Origin of the sequence: Plantactinospora sp. KBS50, assembly GCF_002285795.1 — a bacterium.
GTDB lineage: Bacteria > Actinomycetota > Actinomycetes > Mycobacteriales > Micromonosporaceae > KBS50.
Genome location: NZ_CP022961.1, coordinates 2,754,646 through 2,780,715 on the forward strand (window position 1 = coordinate 2,754,646; position 26,070 = coordinate 2,780,715).

Annotated in this window: 22 protein-coding genes and 2 pseudogenes; 21 read left to right on the plus strand and 3 right to left on the minus strand. The window is 73.8% G+C overall.

Going from position 1 to position 26,070, the window contains the following annotated elements; all coding sequences use genetic code 11:
• Positions 1–165 precede the first annotated feature (165 nt).
• From CIK06_RS12190 to CIK06_RS29320, 10 genes are all read left to right on the plus strand, one after another.
• The gene (locus CIK06_RS12190) at positions 166–1,356 is read left to right on the plus strand and encodes a cytochrome P450 (RefSeq protein WP_157756722.1); all 1,191 of its coding nucleotides are present in this window, start codon (positions 166–168) and stop codon (positions 1,354–1,356) included.
• 293 nt (positions 1,357–1,649) lie between these two features.
• Positions 1,650–3,284: a class I adenylate-forming enzyme family protein gene (locus tag CIK06_RS12195; protein ID WP_095564924.1), complete on the plus strand. Its 1,635-nt coding sequence runs from the start codon at positions 1,650–1,652 to the stop codon at positions 3,282–3,284.
• Between the two features lie 31 nt (positions 3,285–3,315).
• A complete protein-coding gene (locus CIK06_RS12200; protein ID WP_095564925.1) occupies positions 3,316–4,263 on the plus strand; it encodes a glycosyltransferase family 2 protein in 948 nt (315 codons plus the stop codon).
• Positions 4,263–5,273, plus strand: a complete 1,011-nt coding sequence (locus tag CIK06_RS12205; protein WP_095564926.1) for a phytanoyl-CoA dioxygenase family protein — start codon at positions 4,263–4,265, stop codon at positions 5,271–5,273. The genes CIK06_RS12200 and CIK06_RS12205 overlap by 1 nt, the downstream gene beginning before the upstream one ends.
• Positions 5,270–6,202 (plus strand): hypothetical protein, encoded by a 933-nt coding sequence (locus CIK06_RS29310; RefSeq protein ID WP_157756723.1) that lies wholly within the window; start codon positions 5,270–5,272, stop codon positions 6,200–6,202. Before CIK06_RS12205 ends, CIK06_RS29310 begins: the two co-directional genes overlap by 4 nt.
• 28 nt (positions 6,203–6,230) lie before the next feature.
• Positions 6,231–7,313 carry a Gfo/Idh/MocA family protein gene (locus tag CIK06_RS12210; RefSeq protein ID WP_157756724.1) on the plus strand — a complete coding sequence of 361 codons (1,083 nt, stop codon included), beginning with the start codon at positions 6,231–6,233 and terminating at the stop codon, positions 7,311–7,313.
• Between the two features lies 1 nt (position 7,314).
• Positions 7,315–7,839 carry an FAD-binding oxidoreductase gene (locus tag CIK06_RS12215; protein WP_095564928.1) on the plus strand — a complete coding sequence of 175 codons (525 nt, stop codon included), beginning with the start codon at positions 7,315–7,317 and terminating at the stop codon, positions 7,837–7,839.
• Positions 7,840–7,952: 113 nt separating this feature from the next.
• Complete coding sequence (locus CIK06_RS12220) at positions 7,953–9,626, plus strand: FAD-linked oxidase C-terminal domain-containing protein (RefSeq protein ID WP_232534293.1); 1,674 nt, start codon at positions 7,953–7,955, stop codon at positions 9,624–9,626.
• Positions 9,623–10,738: a (Fe-S)-binding protein gene (locus tag CIK06_RS29970; protein ID WP_198348215.1), complete on the plus strand. Its 1,116-nt coding sequence runs from the start codon at positions 9,623–9,625 to the stop codon at positions 10,736–10,738. Before CIK06_RS12220 ends, CIK06_RS29970 begins: the two co-directional genes overlap by 4 nt.
• Positions 10,735–11,892, plus strand: a complete 1,158-nt coding sequence (locus CIK06_RS29320; RefSeq protein ID WP_157756725.1) for a M20 family metallopeptidase — start codon at positions 10,735–10,737, stop codon at positions 11,890–11,892. Before CIK06_RS29970 ends, CIK06_RS29320 begins: the two co-directional genes overlap by 4 nt.
• Before the next feature lie 48 nt (positions 11,893–11,940).
• Here CIK06_RS29320 and serS read toward each other — a convergent pair whose 3' ends face one another.
• Both serS and CIK06_RS12240 read right to left on the minus strand, forming a co-directional pair.
• Complete coding sequence (gene serS / locus CIK06_RS12235; protein ID WP_095564931.1) at positions 11,941–13,203, minus strand: serine--tRNA ligase; 1,263 nt, start codon at positions 13,201–13,203, stop codon at positions 11,941–11,943.
• Positions 13,204–13,284: 81 nt separating this feature from the next.
• Positions 13,285–14,568 carry a GTP-binding protein gene (locus tag CIK06_RS12240; protein WP_095564932.1) on the minus strand — a complete coding sequence of 428 codons (1,284 nt, stop codon included), beginning with the start codon at positions 14,566–14,568 and terminating at the stop codon, positions 13,285–13,287.
• 189 nt (positions 14,569–14,757) lie between these two features.
• Here CIK06_RS12240 and CIK06_RS12245 point away from each other — a divergent pair, with 189 nt between their 5' ends.
• The 11 genes and pseudogenes from CIK06_RS12245 to CIK06_RS12290 all read left to right on the plus strand — a co-directional run bounded on the left by CIK06_RS12245 (position 14,758) and on the right by CIK06_RS12290 (position 25,530).
• Positions 14,758–16,233: a choice-of-anchor M domain-containing protein gene (locus CIK06_RS12245; protein WP_095564933.1), complete on the plus strand. Its 1,476-nt coding sequence runs from the start codon at positions 14,758–14,760 to the stop codon at positions 16,231–16,233.
• Positions 16,234–16,309: 76 nt separating this feature from the next.
• Positions 16,310–16,684: pseudogene (locus CIK06_RS30920) on the plus strand (DUF916 domain-containing protein); the annotation flags it as partial.
• Positions 16,685–16,983: 299 nt separating this feature from the next.
• Complete coding sequence (locus CIK06_RS30925; RefSeq protein ID WP_232534176.1) at positions 16,984–17,340, plus strand: hypothetical protein; 357 nt, start codon at positions 16,984–16,986, stop codon at positions 17,338–17,340.
• A gap of 29 nt (positions 17,341–17,369) precedes the next feature.
• Positions 17,370–18,869, plus strand: a complete 1,500-nt coding sequence (locus CIK06_RS12255) for a TIGR03773 family transporter-associated surface protein (protein ID WP_095564934.1) — start codon at positions 17,370–17,372, stop codon at positions 18,867–18,869.
• 72 nt (positions 18,870–18,941) lie between these two features.
• Complete coding sequence (locus CIK06_RS12260; RefSeq protein WP_095564935.1) at positions 18,942–19,598, plus strand: choice-of-anchor M domain-containing protein; 657 nt, start codon at positions 18,942–18,944, stop codon at positions 19,596–19,598.
• Positions 19,595–20,263: a choice-of-anchor M domain-containing protein gene (locus tag CIK06_RS12265; protein ID WP_369916136.1), complete on the plus strand. Its 669-nt coding sequence runs from the start codon at positions 19,595–19,597 to the stop codon at positions 20,261–20,263. The genes CIK06_RS12260 and CIK06_RS12265 overlap by 4 nt, the downstream gene beginning before the upstream one ends.
• 94 nt (positions 20,264–20,357) lie before the next feature.
• Positions 20,358–21,919, plus strand: a pseudogene (locus CIK06_RS32400) (anchored repeat ABC transporter, substrate-binding protein).
• Between the two features lie 155 nt (positions 21,920–22,074).
• Positions 22,075–22,947 carry a TIGR03773 family transporter-associated surface protein gene (locus CIK06_RS12275; protein WP_232534177.1) on the plus strand — a complete coding sequence of 291 codons (873 nt, stop codon included), beginning with the start codon at positions 22,075–22,077 and terminating at the stop codon, positions 22,945–22,947.
• Positions 22,944–23,717, plus strand: a complete 774-nt coding sequence (locus CIK06_RS12280) for an anchored repeat-type ABC transporter ATP-binding subunit (protein ID WP_095564937.1) — start codon at positions 22,944–22,946, stop codon at positions 23,715–23,717. The genes CIK06_RS12275 and CIK06_RS12280 overlap by 4 nt, the downstream gene beginning before the upstream one ends.
• A gap of 1 nt (position 23,718) precedes the next feature.
• Positions 23,719–24,567, plus strand: coding sequence for an anchored repeat-type ABC transporter permease subunit (locus CIK06_RS12285; protein WP_095564938.1), 849 nt, complete (start codon positions 23,719–23,721; stop codon positions 24,565–24,567).
• A 123-nt stretch (positions 24,568–24,690) separates the two neighbouring features.
• A complete protein-coding gene (locus CIK06_RS12290; protein ID WP_095567762.1) occupies positions 24,691–25,530 on the plus strand; it encodes an SAM-dependent methyltransferase in 840 nt (279 codons plus the stop codon).
• 42 nt (positions 25,531–25,572) lie between these two features.
• Here the strand turns inward: CIK06_RS12290 and CIK06_RS12295 are convergent, their stop codons facing one another.
• Positions 25,573–26,058, minus strand: coding sequence for a GNAT family N-acetyltransferase (locus CIK06_RS12295; protein WP_095564939.1), 486 nt, complete (start codon positions 26,056–26,058; stop codon positions 25,573–25,575).
• Between the last annotated feature and the right edge of the window lie 12 nt (positions 26,059–26,070).

Genomic DNA, 26,070 nt, shown 5'->3' on the forward strand with positions numbered 1-26,070 from the left:
AGGGCATGCCCCGCGCGCCGGGCACCGACGTACGTGGGTCGGCAAGTGATCGTTCGACCGCTTGCCGACCCCCGGCCGCCGCTGCTATCCGCGGCGCCGCTCGCGGAGCGGTCCCGCCCCGGTCCGGTAGCCTACGGACGAGGACCGAGGTGCGGGGAGCGGCCGGTGGGCGGAGTGCATCTGGGGCTGGCGAACGAGTTCGAACCGACCCTGCGCCGGCTGCTCGACCACGACGGGCCGTACCGCGATCCGGAGTCCGGCGCCTGGTTCGTCGCCCGCTACGACCAGGTACGCGCGGCGCTTGCCGACCGTCGCCTGCTGACCCGGTCCTCCGCACACGCCACCGCCCACCTCGATGCGGACCAGCGGGCGGCGGTCGAGCCGCTGGAGGCGCACCTGCGCCGCTGGTTCGTCTTCTCCGACGAGCCGGCCCAGCACCGGCTCCGGCTGGCCTTCCGGCGGGCGCTGGCCGGCTCCGGCCGGGACCGGGAACTGGCCGACGGGCTCGCGGCGGCGGCCCGGCGGGCCACCGCCACCCGGGCCGCCGGTGGCGACCTCTTCGCCACCTTCGTGGTGCCGTTCACCGGCGCGGCCGTCACCGCCATGCTGGGTACGCCGGACGGCGACGCGGCCCGGCTGACCGGCTGGGGTGAGCGGCTGCTGGCCTATCTGGGCATGGACGGATTCGACCCGGCGGTGGTGGACGCGGCGGTCGGCGGCCTGACCGCGCTGCGGGACTACTACGTCGAGGACTACCTGCACCGCGGCCGGGGCGTGGTGGCGGAGACCTTCCGGGTGGCCGCGGCGGACGGCGCGGCCCGGGAGGACCTGGTGGCGGCGTTCACACAGTTGCTCACCGGCGCGCTGGAACCCAGCCGGACGGCCCTGGCCGAGGGCATCGCCCGGGTCGGCGATCCGGCGGTGGCCGAGGCGTACCGGGCCCGCCGCACCGCGTTCGTCAGCGAGGTGCTGCGGCTGGCCACGCCCTTCCACTTCGCGCCGCGCCGGACCGCCGGCCCGGTCGAGGTGGGCGGCCGGTGCATCCCGGCCGGCACCCGGGTGCGGCTGGTCCTGCCGGCGGCCAACCGGGATCCGGCGGTGTTTCCGCGACCGGGTCTGCTGGACGTGACCCGCCCCGAACGACGGCACCTGGCCTTCGGCTGGGGCCGGCACGTCTGCGTCGGTACCCGGGTGGCCGAGGGCATCGTCGCCGCCGGCCTGGACGCCGTCACCGCGAGCTGGCCGGCGGGTCTGACGGTACGCCTCGGCCGTACCCGCACCGCGGGAATGACGGTGGCCACGGCGTTGACGGCGTGCCCACCCCCGTCCGCGCCACCTGAGAGGGACCGGCGATAGGACTGGCGGGCTGCGGCGCGCCCTGGCGCTTCGCCCGGCGGGGTTGTCGTCGTCGGCCGTGCAACACCGGCATGGCATCCTCCTCCGCCTTGCCGGCCTCGGTCAGAACCCGCCTCGCCTCCACCCCCTATTGCCGGTGCCTCTAAGCACACATGACGCAGCGGGGCAATGCGCTTGCCGGTCATCGCTGGATCGGCGGTTCCGGCCCTGGCGGCACGCGTGGCGGATGACATAGCCTCACCGGAGCATGTGGACAGTCAAGATGGCTGTTCGGCTCGATTTGGGGGTCCCTGTTGTACGGTCCGCTGCCGGCCGCGGCGTTGCACGAGCGGATTTCGGAGTTCGCGGAGAACGCGCCGGAGCGACTCGCCTTCGTGGTCGCCGGGCCGGACGGGACCTGTGACCAGCAGACCTTCGCCGAGCTGAGAGACGACAGCATCGCGCTGGCCGCCCTGTTCGCCGACTCGGGGCTCGGACCGGGTGAGGTGCTGGTGGTGGCGATCCGCAACCACATCTCGTATCTGAGCCTGGTGTTCGGCGCCTGGCGGGCACGGGTGCCGGTGCTGCTGCTCAGCCCCGGGCTGGGCGGCACGGAACGCGACCAGTTGGCGGCCCTGGTGGCGGCCGAACTCGGCCGGCCGGTGTTCGTGGACTCCGCGCCCCACCCGCGGTACGACACCTTCGTCGTCGGCGCCGGGCGCACCCCGACCTTCGTACCCGGCCCGGCGCCGGCAAACGCGCCGGTGCCGGCGGATCCGCCGACCCCGGCCCCGGCGGACCTGACCCCGGCGGATCCGCCGGCACCGTCCCCGGGGGACCCGGCGGCGGGTGCCGACGAGACGCCCTACCTGTTCCTCACCTCCGGCGGCGCCACCGGGCTGCCGAAGGTGATGCCCTACCAGTTGCGGTTCACCGGCCGGAGCGAGACCCCGTACAGCAAGTCCGGCCTGCGCAGCGGTACGCACACCCGGACCCCCGGCTCGGCGACCCGCCTGATCTGCGGAAATCTCTTCCACACCGGCAACTTCGCCCCGTCGCTGCACGTGCTGCTCACCGGCTCCACGGTGATCACGATGAGCAGGTTCGACCCGGAGCTGCTCTGCCAACTGCTGCGGCGGCACGACGTCTACTCGCTGGGCATCACCCCGCTGCACATGATGCAGGTCCTCACCATGCCGGGCCTGGACCCGGAACCGTTCGCCGGCCTGACCCGGGTGACCCACGGCGCGGCGCCCTGCCCGCGCTGGGTGAAGCAGGGCTGGATCGACCTCGTCGGCGCGGACCGGCTGTTCGAGATCTACTACAGCTCGGAGCTGGGCGGATCATCCCAGCCGGTGATCGTCAGCGGCGTGGACTGGCTCCGCAGACCGGGCACCGTCGGCCAGCCGGCCGGCGCGCGGGTGCTGGACGCCGAGGGCCGCGACGTGCCGCCGGGCACCATCGGCGAGGTCTACTTCCCGCAGACGTACGGGCGGGCGCACGGCTACGTCGGCGACCGCGCGCTGCGCACGGCGGCGACCGTTCCGGGCCATGTCAGCGTGGCCGACCTCGGCTGGCTCGACGAGGACGGCTACCTCTTCATCGCCGACCGGATGTCCGACGTGCTGGACATCGACGGACACCGGGTGCTGCCCTCCGTGGTCGAGGAGGTCATCGGCCGGCATCCGGCCGTCGCGGACGTCGCGGTGGCGGGCACGGCCGCCGAGGACGGCGCCACCGTGCTGTACGCCCTGGTGCAGTTGCTGCCCGGCGCCGACCTCGGCGAGGACGACGTGCTGGACCTGTGCCGCGGCAGCCTGGCCGCGCACGAGGTGCCGACCCTGGTCCGGTTCACCACCGCCATCCCGCGCACCGAGGAGGGAAAGATGCGCCGGTCGGTGATCGGCGCGTCCGCGCCGACCGGTCCCGGCGGTGAGCCCGGAGCATGACCGTGCCGGTCGATCGACGATCGCGTGGACGATGGTCGAGCTGAGTGTGATCGTGCCGGCGCGCGACGAGGAGTTGACGCTGCCGCGCACGCTGCCGCGGATCCTGGCGGCGGCCACCCGGTCCGGCGCGACGTTCGAGGTCGTGGTGGTGGTCCCCGGATACACCACGTTCCATCACGACCTGCCGGTGCGGGACCCCCGGCTGCGCTGGCTGAGCACCGACACCGTGGGCAAGTTCGCGGCCCTGCGGACCGGGGTCGAGCACTCCGGCGGCGGCCGGCTCATCTTCGTCGACGCCGATGTCCAGCCGTGCCCCGACGCGTTCGCCGCCATCGACGGGGCGCTGCGGGCCGGCGCCGACGTGGCGGCCGGCCGGATCCTCCTCGACCGCGGCGCCGACGCGGGGCGCGCGGTCGGCCGGATGCTCCGCCAGTGGATGTCGATCACCCTCGGGTACTGGCACGACCTGCGGACCCACCGCCCCGATCTGCGCTGGGCGCTGCCCGGCGCGCTGTACGGGCTGCGCCGGGAGTTCTTTCCCGGCCAGGAACCGGCGGTGCCGCTGCTGGACGACGCCTCGATCGGACTGTCCGCCCGGGACCGGGGAGCGCGCTTCGCGTACCGTCCCGATGCCGGCGTCCAGGTCCGCCCACCGGCGTCCTACCGGCAGTGGCTGCGGCAGAAGGTGCGTACCCGGCGCGGCTGGGCCGCCTTGCGCGGTCTGCGGCCGGCCGAGGTGGCCGAGTTGCAGTCGGCCCTGTCCCGCTACCGCGCCGGCCGCACCGGCGTCGGCCTGGCCGGGCGGGTCATGGTGGCCCAGGACCGGCTGGTCGACGCCGTCGCCTGGTGCTCGCGGTCCCGCCGGCTGCCCGACACGTGGCGGCCGGACCGATCCGACTGGTCCGGTGGCCCGCCGCCGGGTCCGGTCCGGCCGGCGCCGACCCGGTACCGACCGATGACAGACGTGGAGGTCGACTGATGCGACCAGGCAGGCTCGCGCCGGACCCCGGCGACGCGACGCCGAACCCCGGCGACGCGGTGCCGGAGGCCGACGCGGTGCCGGAGGCCGGCGGGGTGCCGGAGGCCGGCGCGGTCGCCGAGGTCCCGCCGAACCCGGGCTATCCGCGGGTGTCGGACGGAATTCCCGACCTCTGGCGCATGATCACCGACTCGGGGTTGACCGGGCAGGTGGCCGAGCTGGAGGTCAACGGGTTCGTGGTGCTGCCGGGCGCGTTGAGCGGGCCGGAGGTGTCGGTGCTGCGCGCCGAACTGCTGCGGCTGGCCGCAAAGGACGAGGGCGTCGCCGTGGACACGGCGCTGGGGAGCAGCCACCGCGACCGGACCCAGGAGGTGCCGCTGCTGCTGGCCCGCGGCGGGGAGGCGTTCGAACGGCTGCTGCTGAACCCGGTCACGCTGCCGCTGGTCACCTACCTGCTGGGCGCCGGCCGGTTGATCAGCAGCGTGACCGGTTACGTGAAGGGCCCCGGCCGGTGCGAGCTGGGGATCCACTCCGACACCGCCTACGTCCCCGACCCGTTGCCGCCGTACGCGCAGGTCGCGAACGTGAACTACCTGCTCACCGACTACACGGTGGACGACGGCTGCCTGTCCATGGTCCCCGGCAGCCACCGGTACTGCCACCGGCCGCGCGAGGGGCAGGGCGCCCGGGAGGCGGTGCCGATCGAGGTCCCGGCCGGCGCGGCCGTCGTGTTCCACGGCAACACCTGGCACGGCGCGTTCCCCCGCAGCCGCGACGGGGTACGGCTGACCCTCTCGACCCTGTTCTCCCGGCTCTACATGCGGCCGCAGGAGAACTACGCGGCGCTGTTCACCGACGAGTACCTGGCCGGGCGGCCGGAGGAGTTCCGCCGGCTGATCGGCCGCGACCACCCGCACGGCTGGTCCTCGTACGAGGAGTCACAGGAGATCGTCGCCCGCCGGCGAGCCCGGTCCCGGACGTACTACCGCACCCGGGGCCAGCACGTATGAGCCCCGGAGCGACCCTGGCCGACCCCGCCGTCCTGCTCGACCACGTCTGCGCCACCGTGCGGGTCAGGTCGGTGCAGCGGGCCGACCTGGTCGGGGTGTCCTTCGTCACCGGCAGCTACGTCGCCGGCCACTGGGACCGGCGCCGTCCCAGCCTCAACGTGTACTTCATCGCCACCGCGCACCGCGCCGACGACCTGCGGCTGGAGCTGTCCCGGTGGTGGCGGGACCTGGCCGGGCAACTGGCCGCGGCCGGGTGGGAACTGCTGATCGACTGCCACCCGTACACGGTGTCGCAGCGCTCCGCCGCCGCGCCCGGCGGCCGGCTGCTGACCATCACCACGAAGGTCCTGGAGTCCGAGCACCGGGCGATCCGCTACCGGCTGCCACCGACGATCGGACCGGGCTGGTGCGGCGGCCTGCGCGTCCTGCACGGCGATCCGGCCGAGGTCATGATCCTGGCCGAGCACCCGCGGCGTACCGCCGAATGGGCGCGCACCATGCACCGGGCGTTGTCGCACTACCGCAACGTCCTGGACCACCTGCCCTGGGCGCTGCCCTGGCGGGAACGGCCGCAACTGCTGGTGGAGGAGTCCAGCCGCTACGCCGAGGAGGCGTTCAAGGACAGCCTCTCGTTCCGGTTGACCGCGGCGGAACTCGCGGACGGCGAGCACATGCGGCTGCTGTCCGACTGGGCCGTGCGCGCCCGCGAGTTCATCGCCGCGCGCCTCGGCGCCGACGGGCTGCGCGCGGCCGACACGGTGGCTCGGCTCAAGGCCGCCCGCGACGAGGATCCGTCCATCGAGGAGGCCCAGGGATGCTGGCGAGACGGGAAAGAGGTCTGGGAGTGGGCGTGGGGGCAGTATCTGGTGCTGGCCGACGAACTGCTGCCGGGCCAGCCGGACTTCCACCGGGTCGACGCCTTCGTGTAGTCGCCGCGCCGGCCGTCCGGGGGACGCGGTGAGCGCGGGCCGGACGGCCCGCGCGGTGAGCGCCGGCGGCCCGCTGCGGGTCGGCGTGGTCGGCCTGGGCTGGTTCGGCCGGATCCATCTGGACGCCTGGGCCGCGGTGCGCGGCGCCGCCGTGGTCGGGGTCTGCGATCGCGACCCGGCCGTGTTCGAGGTTGCGCAGGAGGCGGCGCAGAGCGGGTTCCACGCCGACGCCGGAGGGTCGGCGCGGCCGGCGATCGGGCCGCAGGTGCGCCGCTGCACCTCGCTGTCGGACCTGCTGCACCAGGGCATCGACCTGCTCGACGTGGTGGTCACCGAGGAGGAGCACGCGGCCTGCGTACGCGCCGCCCTGGCCGCCGGCGTCGACGTGGTGGTGGAGAAGCCGCTGGCGACCGGCCTGGACGCCGCGGTCGAACTGGCCGCGACGGCGGCGCGGCAGGGCCGGCACATCTACGCCGGGCAGGTGCTGCGGTTCGACCCCCGGCACGTCGCCCTGGCCGAACTGGTACGCGGGCAGCCGTTGCGGCACATGTCGCTGTCCCGGCACTTCCAGACCCGCGCGCACGACGTCTACGGCCGGGCGCACCCGGTGCTGAACGCGTCCGTGCACGACATCGACCTGTCGGTGTGGCTGGCGGGTCGGGCACCCGAGCGGGTCAGCGCCTACGGCTCGTACTTCCTCGGCCGGGAACACCCGGACTGCGTCGACCTGGTCCTGGAGTGGGACGGCGGGCTGCGCGCGGTGATCCAGAACTCCTGGCACCTGGCCGCGTCGTGCCCGTACGGATTCGTCTTCGACGCGGTCGTGCACGCGGCCGGGGCGAGTTACACCCTGCGCAGCGAACCGGTCCTGCAGGAATGGTCGGAGCGGGCCGCCGTCTCGCCCGAGCTGTTCTTCTGGCCGCGCTACGCCGACCAGCGGCAGGGCGCGCTGGTCGCCGAGTTGCAGCACTTCACCGACTGCGCGGCGGCCGGCGTCCCGTCACCGCGGGTGCCGCTGGCGGACGTACTGGCCGTGATGAGCACCTGCGAGGCGGCGATGACGGCCCTGCGTACCGGCGGCCCGGTGGTGCCGGCGCGCGCCGGCGGCTGACGTGTCCGATCCGCCGATGCCGGCCCGGCTGGCCGACCTACGCCGCCGCGCCGTCGAGATCGTCGGCCCGGCCGGGGTGCGGTCCGACCCGGCCACCCGGCTGCTGCACTCCTACGACGCCTCGATGGAACACGGCCTGGCCGACCTGGTGGTCGCCCCGGGGGACCGGGACGAGTTGTGCGCGCTGGTGGCCGCCGCCTACGCGACCGGGGTGCCGTTCGTGCCCCGCGGCGCCGGCACCGGATACAGCGGGGGAGCGCTGCCGGCCCGCGGCGGGATGGTGATCCTCACCGCCGGGCTCGACCGCATCCTGGCCACCGACGCCGAGCAGGGCTGGATCCGCTGCGAGCCGGGGGTGCTGCTGGCCACGGTGCACCGGCGCGCCGCCGAGATGGGCTGGCGGTACGTTCCCGACCCCTCCTCGTACCAGGTCTGCACCCTGGGGGAAACGTCGCCGAGAACGCCGGCGGCCCGCACGCCCTCGGCGGCGGCCAGACCGCCAACTACGTCCGGTCCCTCGACCTGATCCGGCCGGACGGCACCATCGCGGTACTGGACGACCGGCAGCCGGCCGGCGGGGGGCTGGACCTGCGCTCGCTGCTGGTCGGCGCGGAGGGCACCCTCGGCGTCGTGGCCGCGATGACCCTGCGCCTGGTGCGCACCCCGGAGTGGGAGCGCGTGGTGCTGGCCACCTTCGACCGGCAGGAGCCGGCGCTGGCCACCGTCACCCGGGCGTTCGACCTGGGGCTGCTGCCCTCGGCCATGGACATGCTGACCGGCGGGTACGTGCCCGGACGGTCGGACTTCGCCGATCCGTCGCTGCTCTTCGTCGGCCTGGCCGGGCATCGCGAGGAGGTCGAGGAGCAGGCCGGCGCGCTGGTCGCCGCGGTCACCGGCAACGGCGGCGACGCTCAGGTGCTGGAGGTGGCCGAGTTCCTGCGCCGCCGGGCGGAACTGGTCCGGGACAAGGTCCGCCGGATGGTCGCGGCCACCGGACGGCCCCGCTACTACCTGTTCGACGCCACGGCGCCGCGCAGCCGGCTGGCCGACCTGATGGCGCTGATCCGCGAGTCCGCGCGGGAGTTCGACCTGCCGGTGCTGAACACGTTCCACGCCGGCGACGGCAACGTGCACCCGACCCCGTTCTACGACCCGAACCGAGCCGACCACGAGCAGCGGCTGCGGGACTTCTCCCGCCGGATCCTGCTCGGCTGCGCCGCCATGGGCGGCGCGCTGACCGGCGAGCACGGCGTCGGGCTGGAGAAACGGGAGCTGATGCCGGAGTTCTTCGCTCCCGAGGTGCTGCGCGCCATGCACGGGATCCGCCGGGTGTTCGACCCGGACGGGCTGAGCAACCCGGGCAAGCTGCTGCCGCCCGAACCGCCCCCGCCGTCGCCATCCACGGCGCCCCCGCCGTCGCCAGCACCGGTGCTGCCGCCATCCACGGCGCCGTCGCCGGCCGCCGACCGGCGCCCGGCCGCCCCGATCAGGGTCAACCTCGTCGACGCGTACCTCGAAGTCGACGACCCGGGCACCACCTTCGCGCAGGTCGCCGCGCTGCTGGCCGGCACGCCCTACGAGCTGTGCTACGAGCCGCTCGGCGGCCACGACGGCGACCCGGTGCTCGACGCGGTCGACGCCGGCCGCCCCGGACTGCGCGAGCCGCACCCCATCGCACCGCGCGACCTGATCCTCGGCGTGCGGGTCGGCGGCCTGGCCCTCGGCGGCACCGTGACCAAGGACGTCGCCGGCTACGAACTGCGCAAGCTGGTGTACGGCGGGCGGGGGCGGCTGGGCGGGCTGCGCGGGCTGCGGCTGAGGCTGACGCCCCGGCCCAGCGACTCCCGGCCGGTCTGGTCGCAACCGGTCCCGGTCCCGGACGCCGTCCGGCTGGTACGCCGGGTGCACCGGGCGGGGCTGCCGCTGGCGTACCTGGGCATGCTGGTCGGCGCCGGGACCGCCACCGTCTGTGGCCGGCTCGAACTGCGGGGCGGCCGGCTGGACCGGCACCTGCGGCGGCTGCGCGCCGAGCATCCCGAGGTGGACTGGCGGACCGGTGACCACGGCCGCTGGGACGACCTGCCGATGCGCTGGCTGCGGCGGCCGGACCGGTCCGGGATCGGCTGCACCGACGGCACGCCGTGGCAGGCCGGCGGTCCGCCGGTCGGCACGCTGGTCGACGCGTACGCCTCGGCGGGACACGGACGGACGTGGTCGGCGGCGGTGCGCCCCGGTCCGGCGACCGGATCGGAGCGGGCCGCAACCGCGGCGCTGTGCGCGGGAGTCGCCGCGGTGTTCGAGGCGGCCCGGTGAGCGGGCTGGAGGACGTACGCGCCGAAACCGACAGGTGCACCAGCTGCGGGCTGTGTCTGGCCTCGTGCCCGACGTTCGCCGAGACCCGGGCCGAGGGCGACTCCCCGCGGGGACGGGTGCACCTGCTCCGGCTGGCCGACCTCAACCTCGACCGCGACCCGGTGGCCCGGGATCATCTCGCCGGCTGCATCGAGTGCGGCGCCTGCCACGACCCGTGCCCCACCGGGGTACGGGTGGCCACCGCCGTGTCGCTGCACCGGCACGCCCTGCGCACGCCACCCTCGGCGCACTCCGGCCCGGACGCGGCGGCGTTGCGGGAACTGCTGGCCCGGGATCCGGGCGCGGCGCTCGCCGTCGAGGCCGCCCGCGACCTGCGGCCGGGCGACCCGCGGCCCGGCGACCCGCGGCCCGGCGACCCGCGGACGGGCGACCTGCGGCCCGGCGACGGGTCCGGCCACCGTCCGGTTCCGGCCGGCACGCGTCAGCGCGGCGACGGGTCCGACCCGGTCCTGCCGGTACCCGGTCTCCTGCTGCGCCGCGCGGCGCCGTCCCTGGTCGCCGAGCTGGACCGGCGGCTCGGCGGCCCGGCGCCCGGATCGACCGGCGCGGACCTGGTGCACGCCCTGGAACGCTCCGCCGGCCTGCTGCGCGACGTCGGCCGGTACGACGAACACGAGCGTGCCGTGGACGACGTGCTGCGTCGGCTCGGCCGGTACCCGGGCGGCCCGGCGACCGTGCTGACCCTCGACCTGTCGCTGGGCCGGCTGCGGGACCTGCCGTGGCCGCCGGGCTGGCGGGTGCTGCCCGCGTACGACTGGTTCGACCTGGCCCCGCCGCGGGACGTACCCGGCGACGCGGTGCGCGAGCACGGCGTGCCCGGCGTCGGCTGGCCGGGCCGGCTCGCGGGCCTGCCGGCGGAACACGCCGCGGCCGGCGCCCCGGTGCTGCCGGCCCGGCCGGCGCTGGCGACGCTCGGCCGGCTGGTCGCGGCGCAGCGCGACTGGCTCGCCGGCCGGACCCTGGTGACCTGGGACGCCCGGTCGCTGCCGCGGTACCGCAACACCATCCACCTGGCATCGTTCCTGGTGCCCGAGCGAAGGAGCCGAGCGTGACCGACAGCGTCCCGGACGTGGTGGACCTGTGCCGACGGTTGATCGCGTTGGACAGCCAGAACCCGCCCGGCCGGGAGACCCCGGTGGCCGGCCTGGTCGACGAGGTGCTGACCGCGGCGGGTTTCGCCGTGCGGTGGCACGCGGCGCAACCGGACCGCCCGAACGTGGTCGGCACGCTGTCGCGCGGACCGGGCCGGCGGCTGATCCTGCAGGCGCACGCGGACACCAAACCCGCCGTGGCGGCGGGGGCGGTGGACCGGTGGACCCACGACGCGTTCCGGGCCACCGAGGTCGACGGCCGGCTCTACGGGCTGGGCGCCTGCGACACCAAGGGCGGGCTGGCGGCACAGCTGGTGGCCGCGTGCGCGCTGGCCGCCGACCAGCACTGGCGGGGCGAACTCGTCGTGCAGGCCGTCGCCGACGAGGAGGACGGCAGCCGCCTGGGCGCCGAACACCTGCTGGCGCTGGGTCTTCTCGACGCCGACGCCGCGGTGGTGGCCGAGCCGACCGGGTGCCTGCCGTCGCTGGCCCAGCTCGGCCTGGCCTGGGCGGAGATCGAGGTGACCGGGCGGGCGGCGCACGCCGGCACCCCCGGTGAGGGACTGGACGCCTTCCGGGCCGCGAGCGCGTACGTGGCCGAGGTGGACCGGCTGGTGGCTGGTCTGGGCACCGCCGCCGAGTTCCCCGGGCATCCCCGACTCAACGTCGGATACTTCGCGCTGCCCGGCCATCCGGGGACGATGCCCGGCGAATGCCGGCTGCGGTGCGACATCCGGGTGCTGCCCGGCGTGCGGCTCGACGACGTCTTCGCCCTCTACGAGGAGGCGGCCGTCACGGTCCGCCGGTCCGTCGGGGCGTCCATCGCGGTCCGCCCGTATCAGGGCGGCGGCCGCCCGTCCCACTTCGTCGAGGCCGGGCACCCACTGGCCGAACGGTTCCGCGCGGTGCAGCGGGAGACCGACCAGCCGGTCGCGACGATGCCGTTCCTCGGCGGCACCGACGCCCGCTACTTCGCCGGGGCGGGTACGCCGGCCATCGTCTACGGGCCGGGCAGCCTGCGCCAGGCCCACGCGCCGGACGAGTACGTCCCGCTGGCCGAGCTGACCCTGGCAGCCCGGCAGCTCACCCGGCTGGCCGCCGGCTACCTGGCCTGAGCCGGCAGGGGTGGCCTCGGCCCGCTCCGGGCGAGGCCGGCCAACACCTCACAGCAGGTCGCGACCGCCCAGGTAGGGGCGGAGCACCTCGGGGACCCGTACCCGGGCGTCGGCCCGCTGGTGGTTCTCGATGAGGGCCGCCAGCAGCCGGGGCGTCGCCACCGCGGTGTTGTTCAGGGTGTGGGCGAACCGGACGGTGCCGTCGCTGTCGCGGTAGCGCAGGTTCGCCCGGCGCGCCTGCCAGTCGTGCAGCGTGGAACAGCTGTGCGTCTCCCGGGCGAAGCCGAGCGACGGGAACCAGGTGTTGATGTCGTTCATCCGGTACTTGCCCAGCCCCATGTCCCCGGTGGCGCACTCCACGACCTCGTAGTAGAGGTCCAGGTCCTGAAGCACCCGCTCGGCGCACTCCAGCAGGGTGGCGTGCCAGCGCGCCGACTCCTCGGCGTCGGCCTCGCAGATGACGAACTGCTCGACCTTCTCGAACTGGTGGACGCGCAACAGCCCGCGCACGTCGCGGCCGGCGCTGCCGATCTCCCGCCGGAAGCAGGGCGAGATGCCCGCGTAGCGCAGCGGCAGGGCCCTGCGGTCGAGGATCTCGCCGGAGTGCAGGCCGACCAGCGCCACCTCTGCGGTTCCGGCGAGGAACATGCCGTCGGCGGGCAGCTCGTAGGTCTCCTCGCGGCCCTTGGGGAACATGCCGCTGCCGACCAGCGACTCCTCCCGGACCAGCGCGGGCACCGAGATGGGCGTGAAGTCCCGCGAGGTCAGCAGGTCCAGGGCGTAGGAGTGCAGCGCGCGTTCCAGCATGACGAGGTCGCCCTTGAGCGCGTAGGCGCGTTCGCCGGCGGCGGTGCGGGCGCGCGCGAACTCGGCCCAGCCCCGCCGCTCGGCCAGGTCCACGTGGTCCAGCGGCGCGAAGTCGAACTCCGGCTTGCGGCCCCAGGTCCGGATGACCACGTTCGCCGACTCGTCCGGGCCGACCGGCGCGTCGCCGGCCGGGATGTTGGGCACCAGCAGGAGCAGTTCGTGCAGCTTGGCCCTGGTCTCCTCGACCGCCGTGCGCAGGTCCTTGAGCCGGACGTCCAGCTCGCCGCTCTCGGCCCGCAGCGTCTCCCGGCGCTGCTCGTCGGCCCGGGGAAACTCCTTCGCGAGCGCCTTCTTACGGGCCAGACCGCCGTTGAGTTCGTGCTGGAGCTTGCGACCCGCCTCGTCGAGTTCGATGATTTCGTCGACGCTCAACGTGAGCCCCTTGAGGCGAACGGCTTCCTTCACCTTGTCGGGGTTTTCTCGGATGAAGCGTTTGTCCAGCATTCCGATCCGTTCTCATGTCCTGGGCGCGCCCCACGCCCGGGGCAGAATAACAGCCGGTGGCCGCCTTCTCGATGTCGCCGGTCAGTGCCGGTGGGCCGGCTCGTCGAACTGCCACTGCGGGAACGGGTCGGGCAGCAGGTGCCACCGGTCCGCACCGGCGGCGAGTTCGTCCGGTGTGAGCAGGCACTTCCGCAGGCCGGCTCGTAGCTCCTCGGCGGGCAGATCGACACCGACGAAGACGAGTTCCTGGCGGCGGTCGCCGAAGGTGGGATCCCAGCGGCCTCGCAGCTCGGCCTGTTCCTGCGGGTCGTCGGGCCATTCACCGGAGACGGCCACGGGTACGCCGACCGGGTCGCACTGCCCGTTCGGGCCGGCCTGTGACCACAGGGCCATCATGTCCGGGCGGCTGGCGAGCCACAGGAATCCCTTGGAGCGCAGCACCCCGTACCGGTCGACCGCCGTTTCGAGCAGGTGCCACAGGCGCTGAGGGTGGAACGGTTCGGGGGCGCGGAACAGCAGGCTGCTGATGCCGTACTCGACGGTCTCCGGGATGTGCTCGCCGTTGAGTTCGGCCACCCACCCGGGCGCGGTTTCGGCGGCCGCTAGGTCGAAGCGTCCGGTGTGCAGCAGGTCGGCGGGGCGGACCCGGCCGCGAACGGAGCGGATCTGCCGCGCGCCCGGGTTGAGCCGGGTGACCAGCGCCGCCACCCGGGCCAGTTCGTCGGCGGTGACCAGGTCGGTCTTGTTGATCACGACGACGTCGGCGAACTCGAGCTGGTCGATCAGCAGGTCGGCGATCGTGCGTTCGTCGCCCTCGTAGGCGGACAGGCCGCGTTCGGCGAGGCTGTCGCCGGCGTTGATCCGGGCGATCAGGTGCGGGGCGTCGACGACCGTGACCATGGTGTCCAGATCGGCCAGGTCGGCGAGGACGCGGTCGTCCTCGCCGATGCCGAACGCGAAGGTGGCGGCCACCGGCATCGGTTCGGAGATGCCACTGGACTCGATGATCAGGTAGTCGAACCGGCCCTGCCGGGCCAGCCGGGCGACCTCCTCCAGCAGGTCGTCGCGGAGAGTGCAGCAGATGCAGCCGTTGGTCATCTCGACCAGGCGTTCCTCGGTGCGGGAGAGGCCGCCGTCGGCGCGTACGAGGGCGGCGTCGATGTTGATGTCGCTCATGTCGTTGACGATGACGGCGACCCGCAGCCCTTCCCGGTTGGCGAGAAGGTGGTTGAGCAGGGTCGTCTTGCCGGCGCCGAGGAAGCCGGAGAGCACGGTGACCGGCAGCTTCGCCGGTACGCCCGCCTTCCGCCGGGCACGCCGGTGTCGGGTGTCGGCGCGGGACGTGCCTCGCTTGGGGACGGTCATGGGGTTCCTCGTGGTTGCGGGCCGGTGACGACGGCCCCATCTTGTTGGAAACGGTTTTCATTGTAAAGCTGGTGTCCGCGGCGTCGGTCGGGGTCGTCGCGTCGCGGCTGGCCAGCGGGCGGCGGCGGTGCTAGCATCCCGTTGTCGAAAACGAGAACTGTTTTCATTAGGGCTGCGAAAGGAATCCTCATGAGGCTTGCCAGAGCCCGGCCGCCGGCCGCGGCGCTCGGCTGCGCCGCGCTGGCCGCCGGGATGCTCCTGGTCGGTTCGCCCGCCCGGGCGGCCGACCAGGTGGTCCTGGCCAAGGGCCACACCGATGCCGTCGACGTGCACTACGAGGACGGTGCGCTGCGCCTGCGCGTACACGACGACACCGTCAGCCCGTCGGTGACCCGGGATCCCGCGGACGTGACGTTCCAGGTGCTCCCGGCCGCCGAGACCGCGGTGCCCGATTTGCCGGCGTTCGCGTTCCTCGGCGACCCGGGGACCCAGGTCTGGCTGCTGCCGCAGGTGCAGGACCCGGCGCTGCTCTGGCCGGGGTGGAACACCACCGGGTTGACCTCCGGCGTCTTCGCCGAGGACCGGGTCACGATCAGTCTTGTCGGGGTCGACGGACCGGGCGACGTGACCGTGTTCGACACCGACTCACTCGGCACGCCGAACGTCAGGTTCCGCAGCTCCGACGGCCTGCCGGACGCGTTGTCCGTGCCGGTGCACACGCACGCGCACGCCAGCTGGGTGTTCGGCGCGACCGGCAGCTACACCCTGACGTTCCAGGCGGACGCGACCCTCGCCGACGGGCAGACGCGCAGCACCGGTCCGGTGGACTACCACTTCGTGGTCGGCGACCTCGACGGGGACGGCGGGACCGCGCCCGGCCTCGCCGTCTCCGGGATGTCGGACGGGGAGTACCAGCCCGGCGACCAGGTCACCCTCCAGGCCGTCCAGACGCCCCAGGGAGAGCTGACCTCGTACCAGTGGTTCAGCAAACGGCCGGACGACACCGACTTCACTCCCGTCGAGGGGGAGACCGGGGCGGCGTACGCCTTCACCGCGACGCGTGCGCTCAACGGCAGCGAGTACCTGGTCAAGCTGTACGACGGCGACACGGTCGTGGCGACCAGCGAGCCGGTCGCGCTCTGGGTGGCCTTCCCGCCGGAGGGCAGCGGCACGACCAAGTCGATCACCGCGTCCATCAACGGATCCGGCGGGGCACTGGTGATCAGTGTGGACCCGCAGGACCGCGCGGTGGTGCTGCCGCCCGCGGCGCTGTCCGCGACCGGCGACCGCTGGGAGAGCGTCGGGCAGTTGCGGCCGGTGACGGTCACCGACACCCGGTCGGCCCGGCCCGGCTGGAGCGCGACCGGACAGGTGACGGACGGATTCCGCACGGACGACGGTACGTCGTTCAGCGGCAGCTACCTCGGCTGGACCCCGACGGTCATCTCCCAGGCGGCGCAGCAGGGGGTGGTGGCGGGTCCCGTCGCGGAGCCCTACGAGGTCGGTCAGGCCGGCACCGGGCTCGGGGGCAACGCCGTGCTCGGCACCGCGCCGGCCGGGGCCGGGCTGGGCACCGCCCGGCTCGACGCCGGGCTCCGGCTCAGCGTTCCCACCGACACCCCCGCCGGCACCTACGTCGGCACCCTCACCCTCACGGCGATCTGACCGGCGGGGTCCGGGACGACGCGACGGCGCGTCGTCCCGGACCCCGCCGGCCGCCGTACCCGGATCGGATGCCTTCATGCTCACCCGACTGCTTCTCGCCCTGGCCGTTCTCGCCTCGCCGGCCGCCGTGGCCGGGGCCGCTGCGCCCCCACCGCGGGCGGTCAGCGGTGACGCGCTGACCTGGTCCGTCGCACCGGCCGGGCCGAAGGGTCCGAACGGCCGCCCGGCCCTGACCTACAAGCTCGACCCCGGGGCCACCCTCACCGACCACGTCGCGGTCACCAACCACTCGAAGCGCCCGCTGACGTTGCGTCTCGCGGCGAGCGACGCGTTCACCGCCGCCGGCGGCGCCTTCGCCCTGCGGGCCGGCGACGCCCGGCCGACCGACGTCGGCTCGTGGGTACGCCTCGACCGCTCGACCATCGTCGTCCCGTCGACCAGCCAGATCGTCGTACCGGTCACGATCGCCGTTCCGGACGACGCCACCCCCGGCGACCACGTCGGTGGTGTCGTGGCGTCGCTGGTCTCGGAGGTCACCGCGGCCGACGGCAACCGGGTCGCCGTCGATCACCGGGTCGGCACCCGGATCTACCTGCGGGTGACCGGCGCACTGCGGCCCGAACTCAGCGTCGTCGACGCCCGGGTCGTCGTGTCCCCTCCTGGAACCCGCTGCGACTGCCCACGATCAGCACCGAGTTCACGGTTCGCAACACCGGCAACGTCCGGCTCTCCGCCCGGCCCTCCGCGCGGGTGCACACCCTCTTCGGGCTCGGATCCCGGCGCGGTGCGGCGACCGCGATACCGGAGATCCTGCCGGGCGGCGAACTGCGGACCCGCACCACCGCCGCGGAGGTCATCCCGCTCCTGCGGGCATGGACGACGGTCGAGGCCAACCCGGCCGCGGTGGATGGCGACGCCGTCGGCTTGCCCGCGGGTGGTACCTGGCGGACGGCCTCCTGGCTCGTGCCCTGGCCGCAGGTGGTGCTGCTGCTCGTGCTCGCCGCACTGGTCGCCGGCTGGCTCGCCGGCCGCCGGCGTCGTCGCCGGCCGGCTGCCGCCCCGCGCGACGCCGGACGCCGCGGCCGCGACCGGGCCACCGTTTCCTGACCGTCTGGCGACACCGCCGAGAGGACATCATGCGACCCACCAGGATCATGGCACTCGCGGGGGCGGCGCTGCTCGCGTCGGCGGCACCCGCACCGGCGTCGGCGGCACCCGCACCGCCGCCGAGGGTCACCGCCGACGGCGCCGACCTCATCGTGGTCACGGCCGGGCCAGGCCGGCTCTCGTTGCGGTTGCGGGAAGCCGGCGAGGCTCCGGACGCCGCGGGCCGGGAGCCCGGCTCGGTCCGGCTCGGTCCGGCCGGCGGCCTGACGGCCCGTGTGCCCGCCGACCCCGACTTCGCCTTTCTGGGCGCGCCCGGCACGGCCGTGTGGTCGCTGTCCGCGGGTGGCCCCGGGTTCCCCGCGCTCGACACCACCGGCGTACGTCCCGGAACCGTGCGCGGCGACGTCGTCACGCTCGACCTGGCCGGGGTGCGGGGACCCGGCTCGTTCGCGGCCTACACGCTGTCGCCGTGGGGGCGGCCGACGATCCTGCTCGACAGCGACGGCGCGACGACGACCCGACTGCCGGTCGGACGGCGGCTGGGCGGGCTGGCCTGGACGTTCGACGCGCCGGGCGAGTACCGGCTTACCTTCCGGGTCACCGCGTCCGCACCCGCCGGAGGAACGCTCCACGACGAGGCCAGCTATCTCGTCGAGGTCCCGGCGCTGGCGCCGGGCGAGCCGGTGGTCGCGGCGACAGCGCCGGGCACGGCGCCCGCGACGTCGCCGGCCGGCGCGCGGGCTCTGGCCGTGCAAACGGGGACCCCGGCCGCCGGTGCCCGCACGGTCATCAGCGCGGGCCACGTCGACATGGGGCCACAACTCGACGGCGGTGCCTGGCGGGTGCGGCTCAAGGACGACTCGACCTCCCCCGCGACCTGGCGGGAACTGGCCGACGTGGTGCTCAAGGTGACCGACAAGGCCAAGGTCGCCGTACCGTCCGGAGCCGGGTACGCGTTCCTGGGCGCGGCGGGCTCGACGGTCTACCTGCTTCCGCAGTCGCAGCAGTCGGGCATCGTCTGGCCCGGCTGGAACACCCAGCACGAGTCGGTGGTGAACGGAACCAGGGGAAACGTCACCTGGCGACTCAAGGGCGTCACCGGACCGGGGGAGTTCAAGCTCTTCCTCACCGGCTCCTTCGGCACGCCGGAGGTGCTGTTCGACTCGGCGAAGTCGCTGCCGCAGCAGGTGAGCATCCCACCGAACACGCACGCGCACGGCAACTGGGCCTTCACGAGGGCCGGCCACTACCAACTGGCGGTCGAGATGACCGGCACGACCATCGCGGGCACGCCGGTGAGCGACACCAGGACGCTGTCCGTCGCGGTCGGGGACGCCACCGACGCGCAGGCCGGGTTCGGGTCGGACGACGACGCGGCCGCGGGTGGCGCGTCGGCGGGCGGCGGCCTGGCCAGGACCGGGGCCAACGTGCTGGCCGCCGCGGGCGTCGGCGTCCTGCTGCTCGCCGCGGGAGCGCTGGTGCTGATCGTGACGCGCCGCCGGAGTCCGAAGCCCGGAACGCCTTCCTAAAGAAGATGAAAACCGTTACCATCTAGCTCCCGTCGTCCAAAAGGGACGGTGGATGTTCGAGGAGGAACGTACGTGCGTAAACCCATCCGCCTGATGATCGGCGGCGGTGCGCTGGCCGCGGCACTGCTCGGCACGGCCGTGCCGGCACAGGCCGCCGCCGTCCCGGTCGTGCTCAGCGCCGGCCACGTCGACGTCGTGGACGTCGAGTACGAGGACGGCGAACTCGAGATCGGCGTGCACGACGAGACCGTCGAGCCCGGCGTCGAGCGCGAACCGTCCGAGGTCGTCTTCCTGGTGAAGAGGGCGGCGAAGACCACCGTTCCGGCGGCCCCGGAATTCGGGTTCCTCGGCGCGGCCGGCTCGCCGGTGTGGATCCTGCCGGAGATCCAGAACGAGGACCTGCTCTGGGCCGGCTTCTCCACCGAGGAACTCGAATCCGGGGTCTTCGTCGATGACTCGGTCACCGTCAACGTCGTCCAGGTACACGGTCCCGGCCACGTGGCCAGCTACACCGAGGACGCGGTCGGCGCGCCGCATGTCCTGTTCGACAGCGGGGACGGCCTGCCCGACGCGGCGCCGCTGACCGCCGGGCTGCACCAGCACGCGAACTGGGCGTTCCAGAGGGCCGGCCGTTACTGCGTCACGGTCGAGGCGACCGCGACCCTGGCGGACACCGGCGAGACGGTGACCTCCGAGCGGGTCACGTACACCTTCGTGGTGCAGCCGTGAGGGCCGCGCTGACCGGCCGTCGCGCCGGCCGCGTCGCGACCGTGGCGGTTCTGCTCGCGACGGCCGTCACCGGCGCGGTCGCCGCTCCGGCGCAGGCCGCCCCGGTCACCCTGACCAGCGGGCACGTCGACGTTCTCGACATCGACTACGCCAGCGGCGCGCTCACGCTCGCCGTCCTGGACGGGACCGGGTCGACCGATGTCCAGCGTGCTCCCGCCGACGTCGTCCTCCAGGTGCCCGCCGCCGCGAAGGTCATCGTGCCGAGCGGCTCGGCCTGGTCGTTCCTCGGCCCGGCGGGCGGCACCGCCTGGGTGCTGCCGCAGTCCAACACCGCCGGCCTGCTGTACGCGGGGTGGAACACCCTGGACGTCCCCAGCGGGGTGCTGCAACTGAACTCCGTCACGGTCAAGCTCACCGGAGTGAGCGGGCCGGGAACGTTCAGCGTCTACACCGTGTCCGGCGGCACGCCCACCCGGCTGTACGACAGCAGCGACGGGCTGCCCGACACCCGGACCGTGGCCCGCAACACCCACGCGCACGCCAACTGGGGCTTCACGGCCCCCGGCACCTACACGGTCAGCTTCGAGGTGACCGGAAGGCTCGCGTCCACCGGAGCCACGATCAGCAGCGGCGTCCAGGCGTTCACCTTCACCGTCCTGCCCTGACGGGCCGACCCGAGGGTCGCGGGTCCGCTCCACGCCAATTGGAGCGGACCCGCGACGACCGCCAACCGTACCCGTGGCAGGAGGAAACGGAGAGGTGAGGCAGCGACTGGCCGGCGCGGTGGCCGCCGTCGTGGCGGCGACCGCCACGACGGCGTGCTCGGCGCCGCCGACCTTCGACCGCGACGGGCACCGGGTCCAGGTGGTCACCACCACCGGGATCCTGGCCGACCTGGTCCGCAACGTCGGCGGCGACCGGGTCGTGGTCGACCCGATAGTGCCGGACAACGCCGACACCCACGTCTACGAACCGACCCTGCGCGACGTGCGCAACATCGTCTACGCCGACCTGGCGTTCAGCAACTATCTGCTGCTGGAGGCGCAGAACGTCATCAGGGCCCTGGACGCCAACCTGCCCCGCGGCGTACCGAACATCTCCCTCGCCGAGGGCGCCACCAGGTACGCGGCCGAGATCATCCCGCTGGTGGAGGACGTCTCGCTGGACACCATCTGGCTCGGGCTGCGCGCGCGTGGCGCCGGCCAGGCGTACGGCGTCGACCGGTCCTCCGACATCCGGCTGTCCGCGACCGCGCTCGACGGACCCGGCCGGCTGGTGGCCTACCTGACCGAGTCGTTCGGCCAGCCCGAGATCTACTTCGACTCCGGCGACGGGTTCGACGCCGCGAACGGGTTCCGGGATGACACCGCCGTCCTGCCGCCGGCCGCCCACACCCACATGAGCTGGGCGTTCACCGCCCCCGGTGTCTACCGGCTGACGTTGCGGGCGGCACTGGCCGTCAGCGACGACAGCAGGCCGGTCCCGCTCGGCGAGCGGACCTTCACCTTCGCCGTCGGGGTGGACCCGCACACGTCGACCGGCATCGACGAGCCGACGGTGCTGCGCGACGGGCACACGGACATCTCCGTCGACATCGACACCGCACAGGTGTACCTGTACGCGGACCCGAGCGGCGGCGGCGACGTCCGGCAGGAACGCTACGACCCGGACCGCACCGTCATCGAGGTGCCGGCCAAGGCGCTCCAGGAGATCCCCGCCGGCCCGGCATTCCGCTTCCTGGGCCGGCCGGGCCAGCGGATCCACCAACTGCCGCAGGCGGTCCTCGGCCGGCACATCCACGGCGAGATCGACCCCACCTGTGGCAGGACGTCGGCAACGCCCAGGCGTACGTCGAACTGATCCGCGACACGCTGATCGGGGTCGACCCCGCCGGCACGGCGGCCTACCGCGCGAACACCGAGCGGTACCTGCGGGAACTCGACGACCTGGACGACTACGTGCGGACGAGAATCGCGTCGATTCCGGCGGCGAACCGGCAACTGGTCACGACGCACGACGCCTTCGCCTACCTGTCCCACGCGTACGGGATCCCGGTCGCCGGGTTCGTCACCCCCAACCCCGCCGTCGAGCCCAGCCTGGCCGACCGGCACAGACTCACCGAGACGCTGCGCACGCTGCGGATCAGGGCGGTCTTTCTCGAACCGAACCTGCGCTCCCGCTCCGCCACGCTCGTGGAGGTCGCCCGGGAGCAGCATGTGGCCGTCTGCGACATCTACGGCGACGCCTTCGACGGCCGCGTCACCACCTACCTGGCGATGATGCGCTTCAACGCGGACTCGCTGAAGAAATGCCTGAGCTGAGGACGGCGAACGTGCCCACACCACAATCGTCACGGCGGCGCCTGACGACCCTGGCCGTGATCGCGGCCGTGTTGACTCTTTCCCCGGCACCGCCCGTGGCCGCGGGCCCTGGCAGCCCGCCCGTGGCCGTGGGCCCTGGCAGCCCGCCCGCGGCCGTGGGCCCTGGCAGCCCGCCGGCGCCCGCGGACGGGCTGGCGCAGACGCTGGAGGCGAACCAGCCGCAGGCCGAGGGGAACGCCGTCCTGGCATCCGGTCACGTCGACATCGGCCCGCGGTACCGGGACGGGAACTGGACCGTCCAGATCCACGACGACTCGGTGCTGCCGGCGGTCTGGCGGCAGCCCACCGCGACCGTGCTGCGGGTCCGCGACAGCGCCCGGCAACAGGTGCCCGACGACCCGGCGTACGACTTTCTCGGCGCGCAGCCGGGCACCGGCGTGTACGTGGTCCCACAGACCCAGCAGCCCGACGTTGTCTGGATCGGCTGGAACACGCAGGACCCCGGGGTGCTGGCGGCGATCGACCGCGGCGTCACGCTGAGCCTGCGCGGCGTCCAGGGACCCGGCCGCCTCACCGTCCACCTGCAGTCCGGCAACCTCGGCGCACCCCAGGTGCTGTGGGACTCAGCCGGGGCGTACCCGCAGCCGATCTGGGTCGAGACCAACACGCACACGCACGCGAACTGGGTCTTCGGTGAACCCGGGATCTATCTGCTCGCCGTCACGCTCTCGGCCGACCTCGCGGACGGCTCCACCGTCAGCGGCGACGCCGTGCTGCGATTCGCCGTGGGCGACGCCACCGCGCCCGACCGGGCGCTCGCGGCGGCGTTCACCGCGCCGGTGGCCAGCGGACCGGCGCCCGCCCGCCCGGCAGCGCACGACCCGCGGGACACCGACGACGGTTCTCCCGTACCCCTGCTCGTCGGTGCCGCCGGCGGTGCCGTGGTCGTGGTGCTGGTCGTGGCCCTCGGCCTGCGGGGGATGGCGGCACGGCGGCGTGCCGAGCGCGAGCATGGGGCGACCCGATGACGCCGGCTCTGGAACTGGAGTCGGTCAGCGTGGACCTGGGCCGTCGCGCCGCACTGCGCGCGGCCAGCCTGCGGGTCGACAAGGGCGAACTGGTCGGGCTGGTCGGCCCGAACGGCGCCGGCAAGACCACGCTGCTGCGTGCCGCACTCGGACTGCTGCCGCTGAAGACCGGTCGGGTGCGGATCGCCGGCCTGCCCGTGCGTCGTGCCGGCACCACGGCCGGGTACGTGCCGCAGCGCCACGAGTTCGCCTGGTCGTTCCCGGTCTCCGTGCAGGAGGCGGTGATGAGTGGTCTGGTCCGCCGGGTCGGCCTGTTCCGCCGGCCCGGCGTGCGGCACTGGCGGGCCGTCTGGCAGGCGCTCGACCAGGTCCGCCTCGCCGACCTGCGCCGGCGCCCGATCGGCGAGCTGTCCGGCGGGCAGCGCCAGCGGGTGCTCGTGGCCCGCGCCCTGGCGGTGGACCCGCCGGTCCTGCTCCTCGACGAGCCCTTCACCGGACTCGACATGCCCGCGCAGGAACTGCTCAGCACGCTGTTCGGCGCCCTCGCGCGGGAGCGGGCCGTGCTCATGGCGACCCACGACCTGGCCGCGGCCGTGCACCGCTGCGACCGGTTGATCCTGCTCAACCGCACCGTCGTCGCGGCCGGGGCGCCGGCGGAACTGCGCGACCCGGCGGTCTGGATGCGGACGTTCGAGGTCGGCCCCGACAGCCACCTGCTCAGGATCCTGGCCATTGCCGTGCCGGACGGACCCGGGGCGGCGGGTGCCTGACATGTCGCCCTGGGACTTCCTGGCCGACCTGGCCAATCCGGACCTCGCGTTCCTGCCGAAGGCGCTCGCCGTCGCGACGATGTCCGCGATCATGTGCGGCGTGATCGGCTGCTACGTCGTCCTGCGCGGGATGGCCTTCATCGGCGACGCCGTCGCGCACGCGGTGTTCCCCGGACTTGCCGTGGCGTTCGTCCTCTCCGGCAGCCTGGTGCTCGGCGGCACGGTCGCCGGCGTGCTGACCGCGCTGCTGATCGCGGTCGTCTCGCAGAACCGCCGGCTCCGGGAGGACTCGGTCATCGGGATCTTCTTCGTCGCCGCCTTCGCCGTGGGCATCGTGGTCATCTCGCGGGCACCCGGCTACGCGGGATCGCTGCAACAGTTCCTGTTCGGCTCGATCACCGGGATCCCGGACAGCGACCTGTACGTGGTCGCCGGTACCGGCGTGTTGCTGATGCTGACGACGTTTCTGCTGCACCGGGGGTTCGTCACGGTCAGCCTGGACCGGGAGACGGCCCGGGCGCTGGGGCTGCGGGTCTTCTGGCTCGACGTCGCGCTGTACGTGCTGGTCACGCTCGCGGTGGTGATGGCGGTGCAGACCATCGGCAACGTCCTGGTGCTCGCGCTGCTGGTGACCCCGGCGTCGACCGCCCGGCTGCTCACCGAACGGCTCGCGGTGATGATGTGGCTGGCGCCGTCGATCGGCGCGGCGGGGGCGCTGGTGGGCCTGTACCTCTCCTGGTCCTGGGACCTGCCGACCGGCGGCACGATCGTGTTGACGCTCGCCGTCGTCTTCCTGGCGGCCTGTCTGCTGGCACCCCGGCATGGACTCCTGGCCCGCCTCGCTCGCTGAGGGGGCGGCTGGTTCTGGATGATGCCGGGTGGGTGCGGTTGGTGGCGTGTGGTACCGGATCGGCGGCCTCGCGTGCGGCGGGTACGCTGTGCTTCCGCCAGCCTCCTGACCCTGGAGTACACAGTGGATCACGTTGCCGAACCCGTCGACGACGCGCAGAGTCCGAAGCGGAAGGCGCCGGTGGGTGTCGACGCCAATGTGCCGAGCGTGGCGCGGGTCTACGACGCGCTGCTGGGCGGCAAGGACAACTTCGCTGTCGACCGGGCCATCGCCGACCAGCTCATGAAGCTGACTCCCGGCGGGGCCAACGTGCCGATCTACAACCGGGCCGTGCTGGGGCGCGGCGTCCGCCACATGATCAGCCAGGGCATCGACCAGTTCATCGACCTCGGCGCCGGGCTGCCGACGGTGCAGAACACGCACGAGGTCGCGCAGCGCGAAAACCCAGAGGCCAAGGTGGTCTACGTCGACAACGACCCCATGGTGCTGGTGCACGGTCGCGCCCTGTTGGCAGAGAACGGGAACACCACGGTCATCACGGCCGACTTCTGCGATCCCGACGAGGTGCTGAACAACCGGGACCTGCGCGCCCTGATCGACTTCGACCGGCCGGTCGGGCTGCTGATGGTGGCCGTACTGCACCACCTCGACGACGCGCAGCGTCCCGCCGAGCTGGTCGCTCGCTACCTGGAGGCGATTCCGTCCGGCAGCTTCGTGTTCATCACCCACTTCATCGACGGTGGCGAGGAGACCGCCGAGATCGAGCGGGTGCTGCTCACCGACCTGGGCAGCGGACGGTTCCGCAGCTTCGACGAGGTCCGCGGCTTCTTCGACGGCATGGAGCTGCTGGAGCCGGGGGTCGTCTACAACCCGCTCTGGCGTCCGGACCCGGGTGACGTCGTACCCGAGCCGATGAGCTTCGCCGGGAAGATCATCGGCGCCGGCCTGGGCCGCAAGCCGTAACGCGGCGCGGCCGGCGCGGGAGCCGGGCGGGGCTGCCCGTGATCAGGGCTGCGCCGGAAGTTCCTTGCGGTAGCGGCGGCAGGGCACGGTGATCGTCGCGCCGTCGTGTTCGGCGGCGTAGTCGTACGGGCCGTCATCACGCCAACCGGAGGTCTCGTAGAAGCGGCGTGCTCGGGCGTTGCCCGCCACCACCGCCAGCCACGCCCCGCCGTGCCCGGCCCCGGCGACCTGGTGCTCCGCCTCGGCGAGCAGCCGGCCCGCGAGGCCGCTGCCGCGGTGCGCCGCCGCCACGTACACCTGTTCCACCTCGTCGGCGACGACCGTGACGAAACCCGCCAGCGCGCCGTCGACCTCGGCGACCGTGGTGCTGTCGATCCGATCGGCCGCCCGGGGCCGGAACGATTCCGGCGTACGGGCGGCGACCAGTTCCTCCGGTACGTGCCCGAGGTGTCCGTCGCGCCAACCGGCCGCCCACACCTCGGCAATGGCCCCGGCATCGACGGGGCGGGCGGGGCGAAGCTGGATCATGCGGTGACCGTA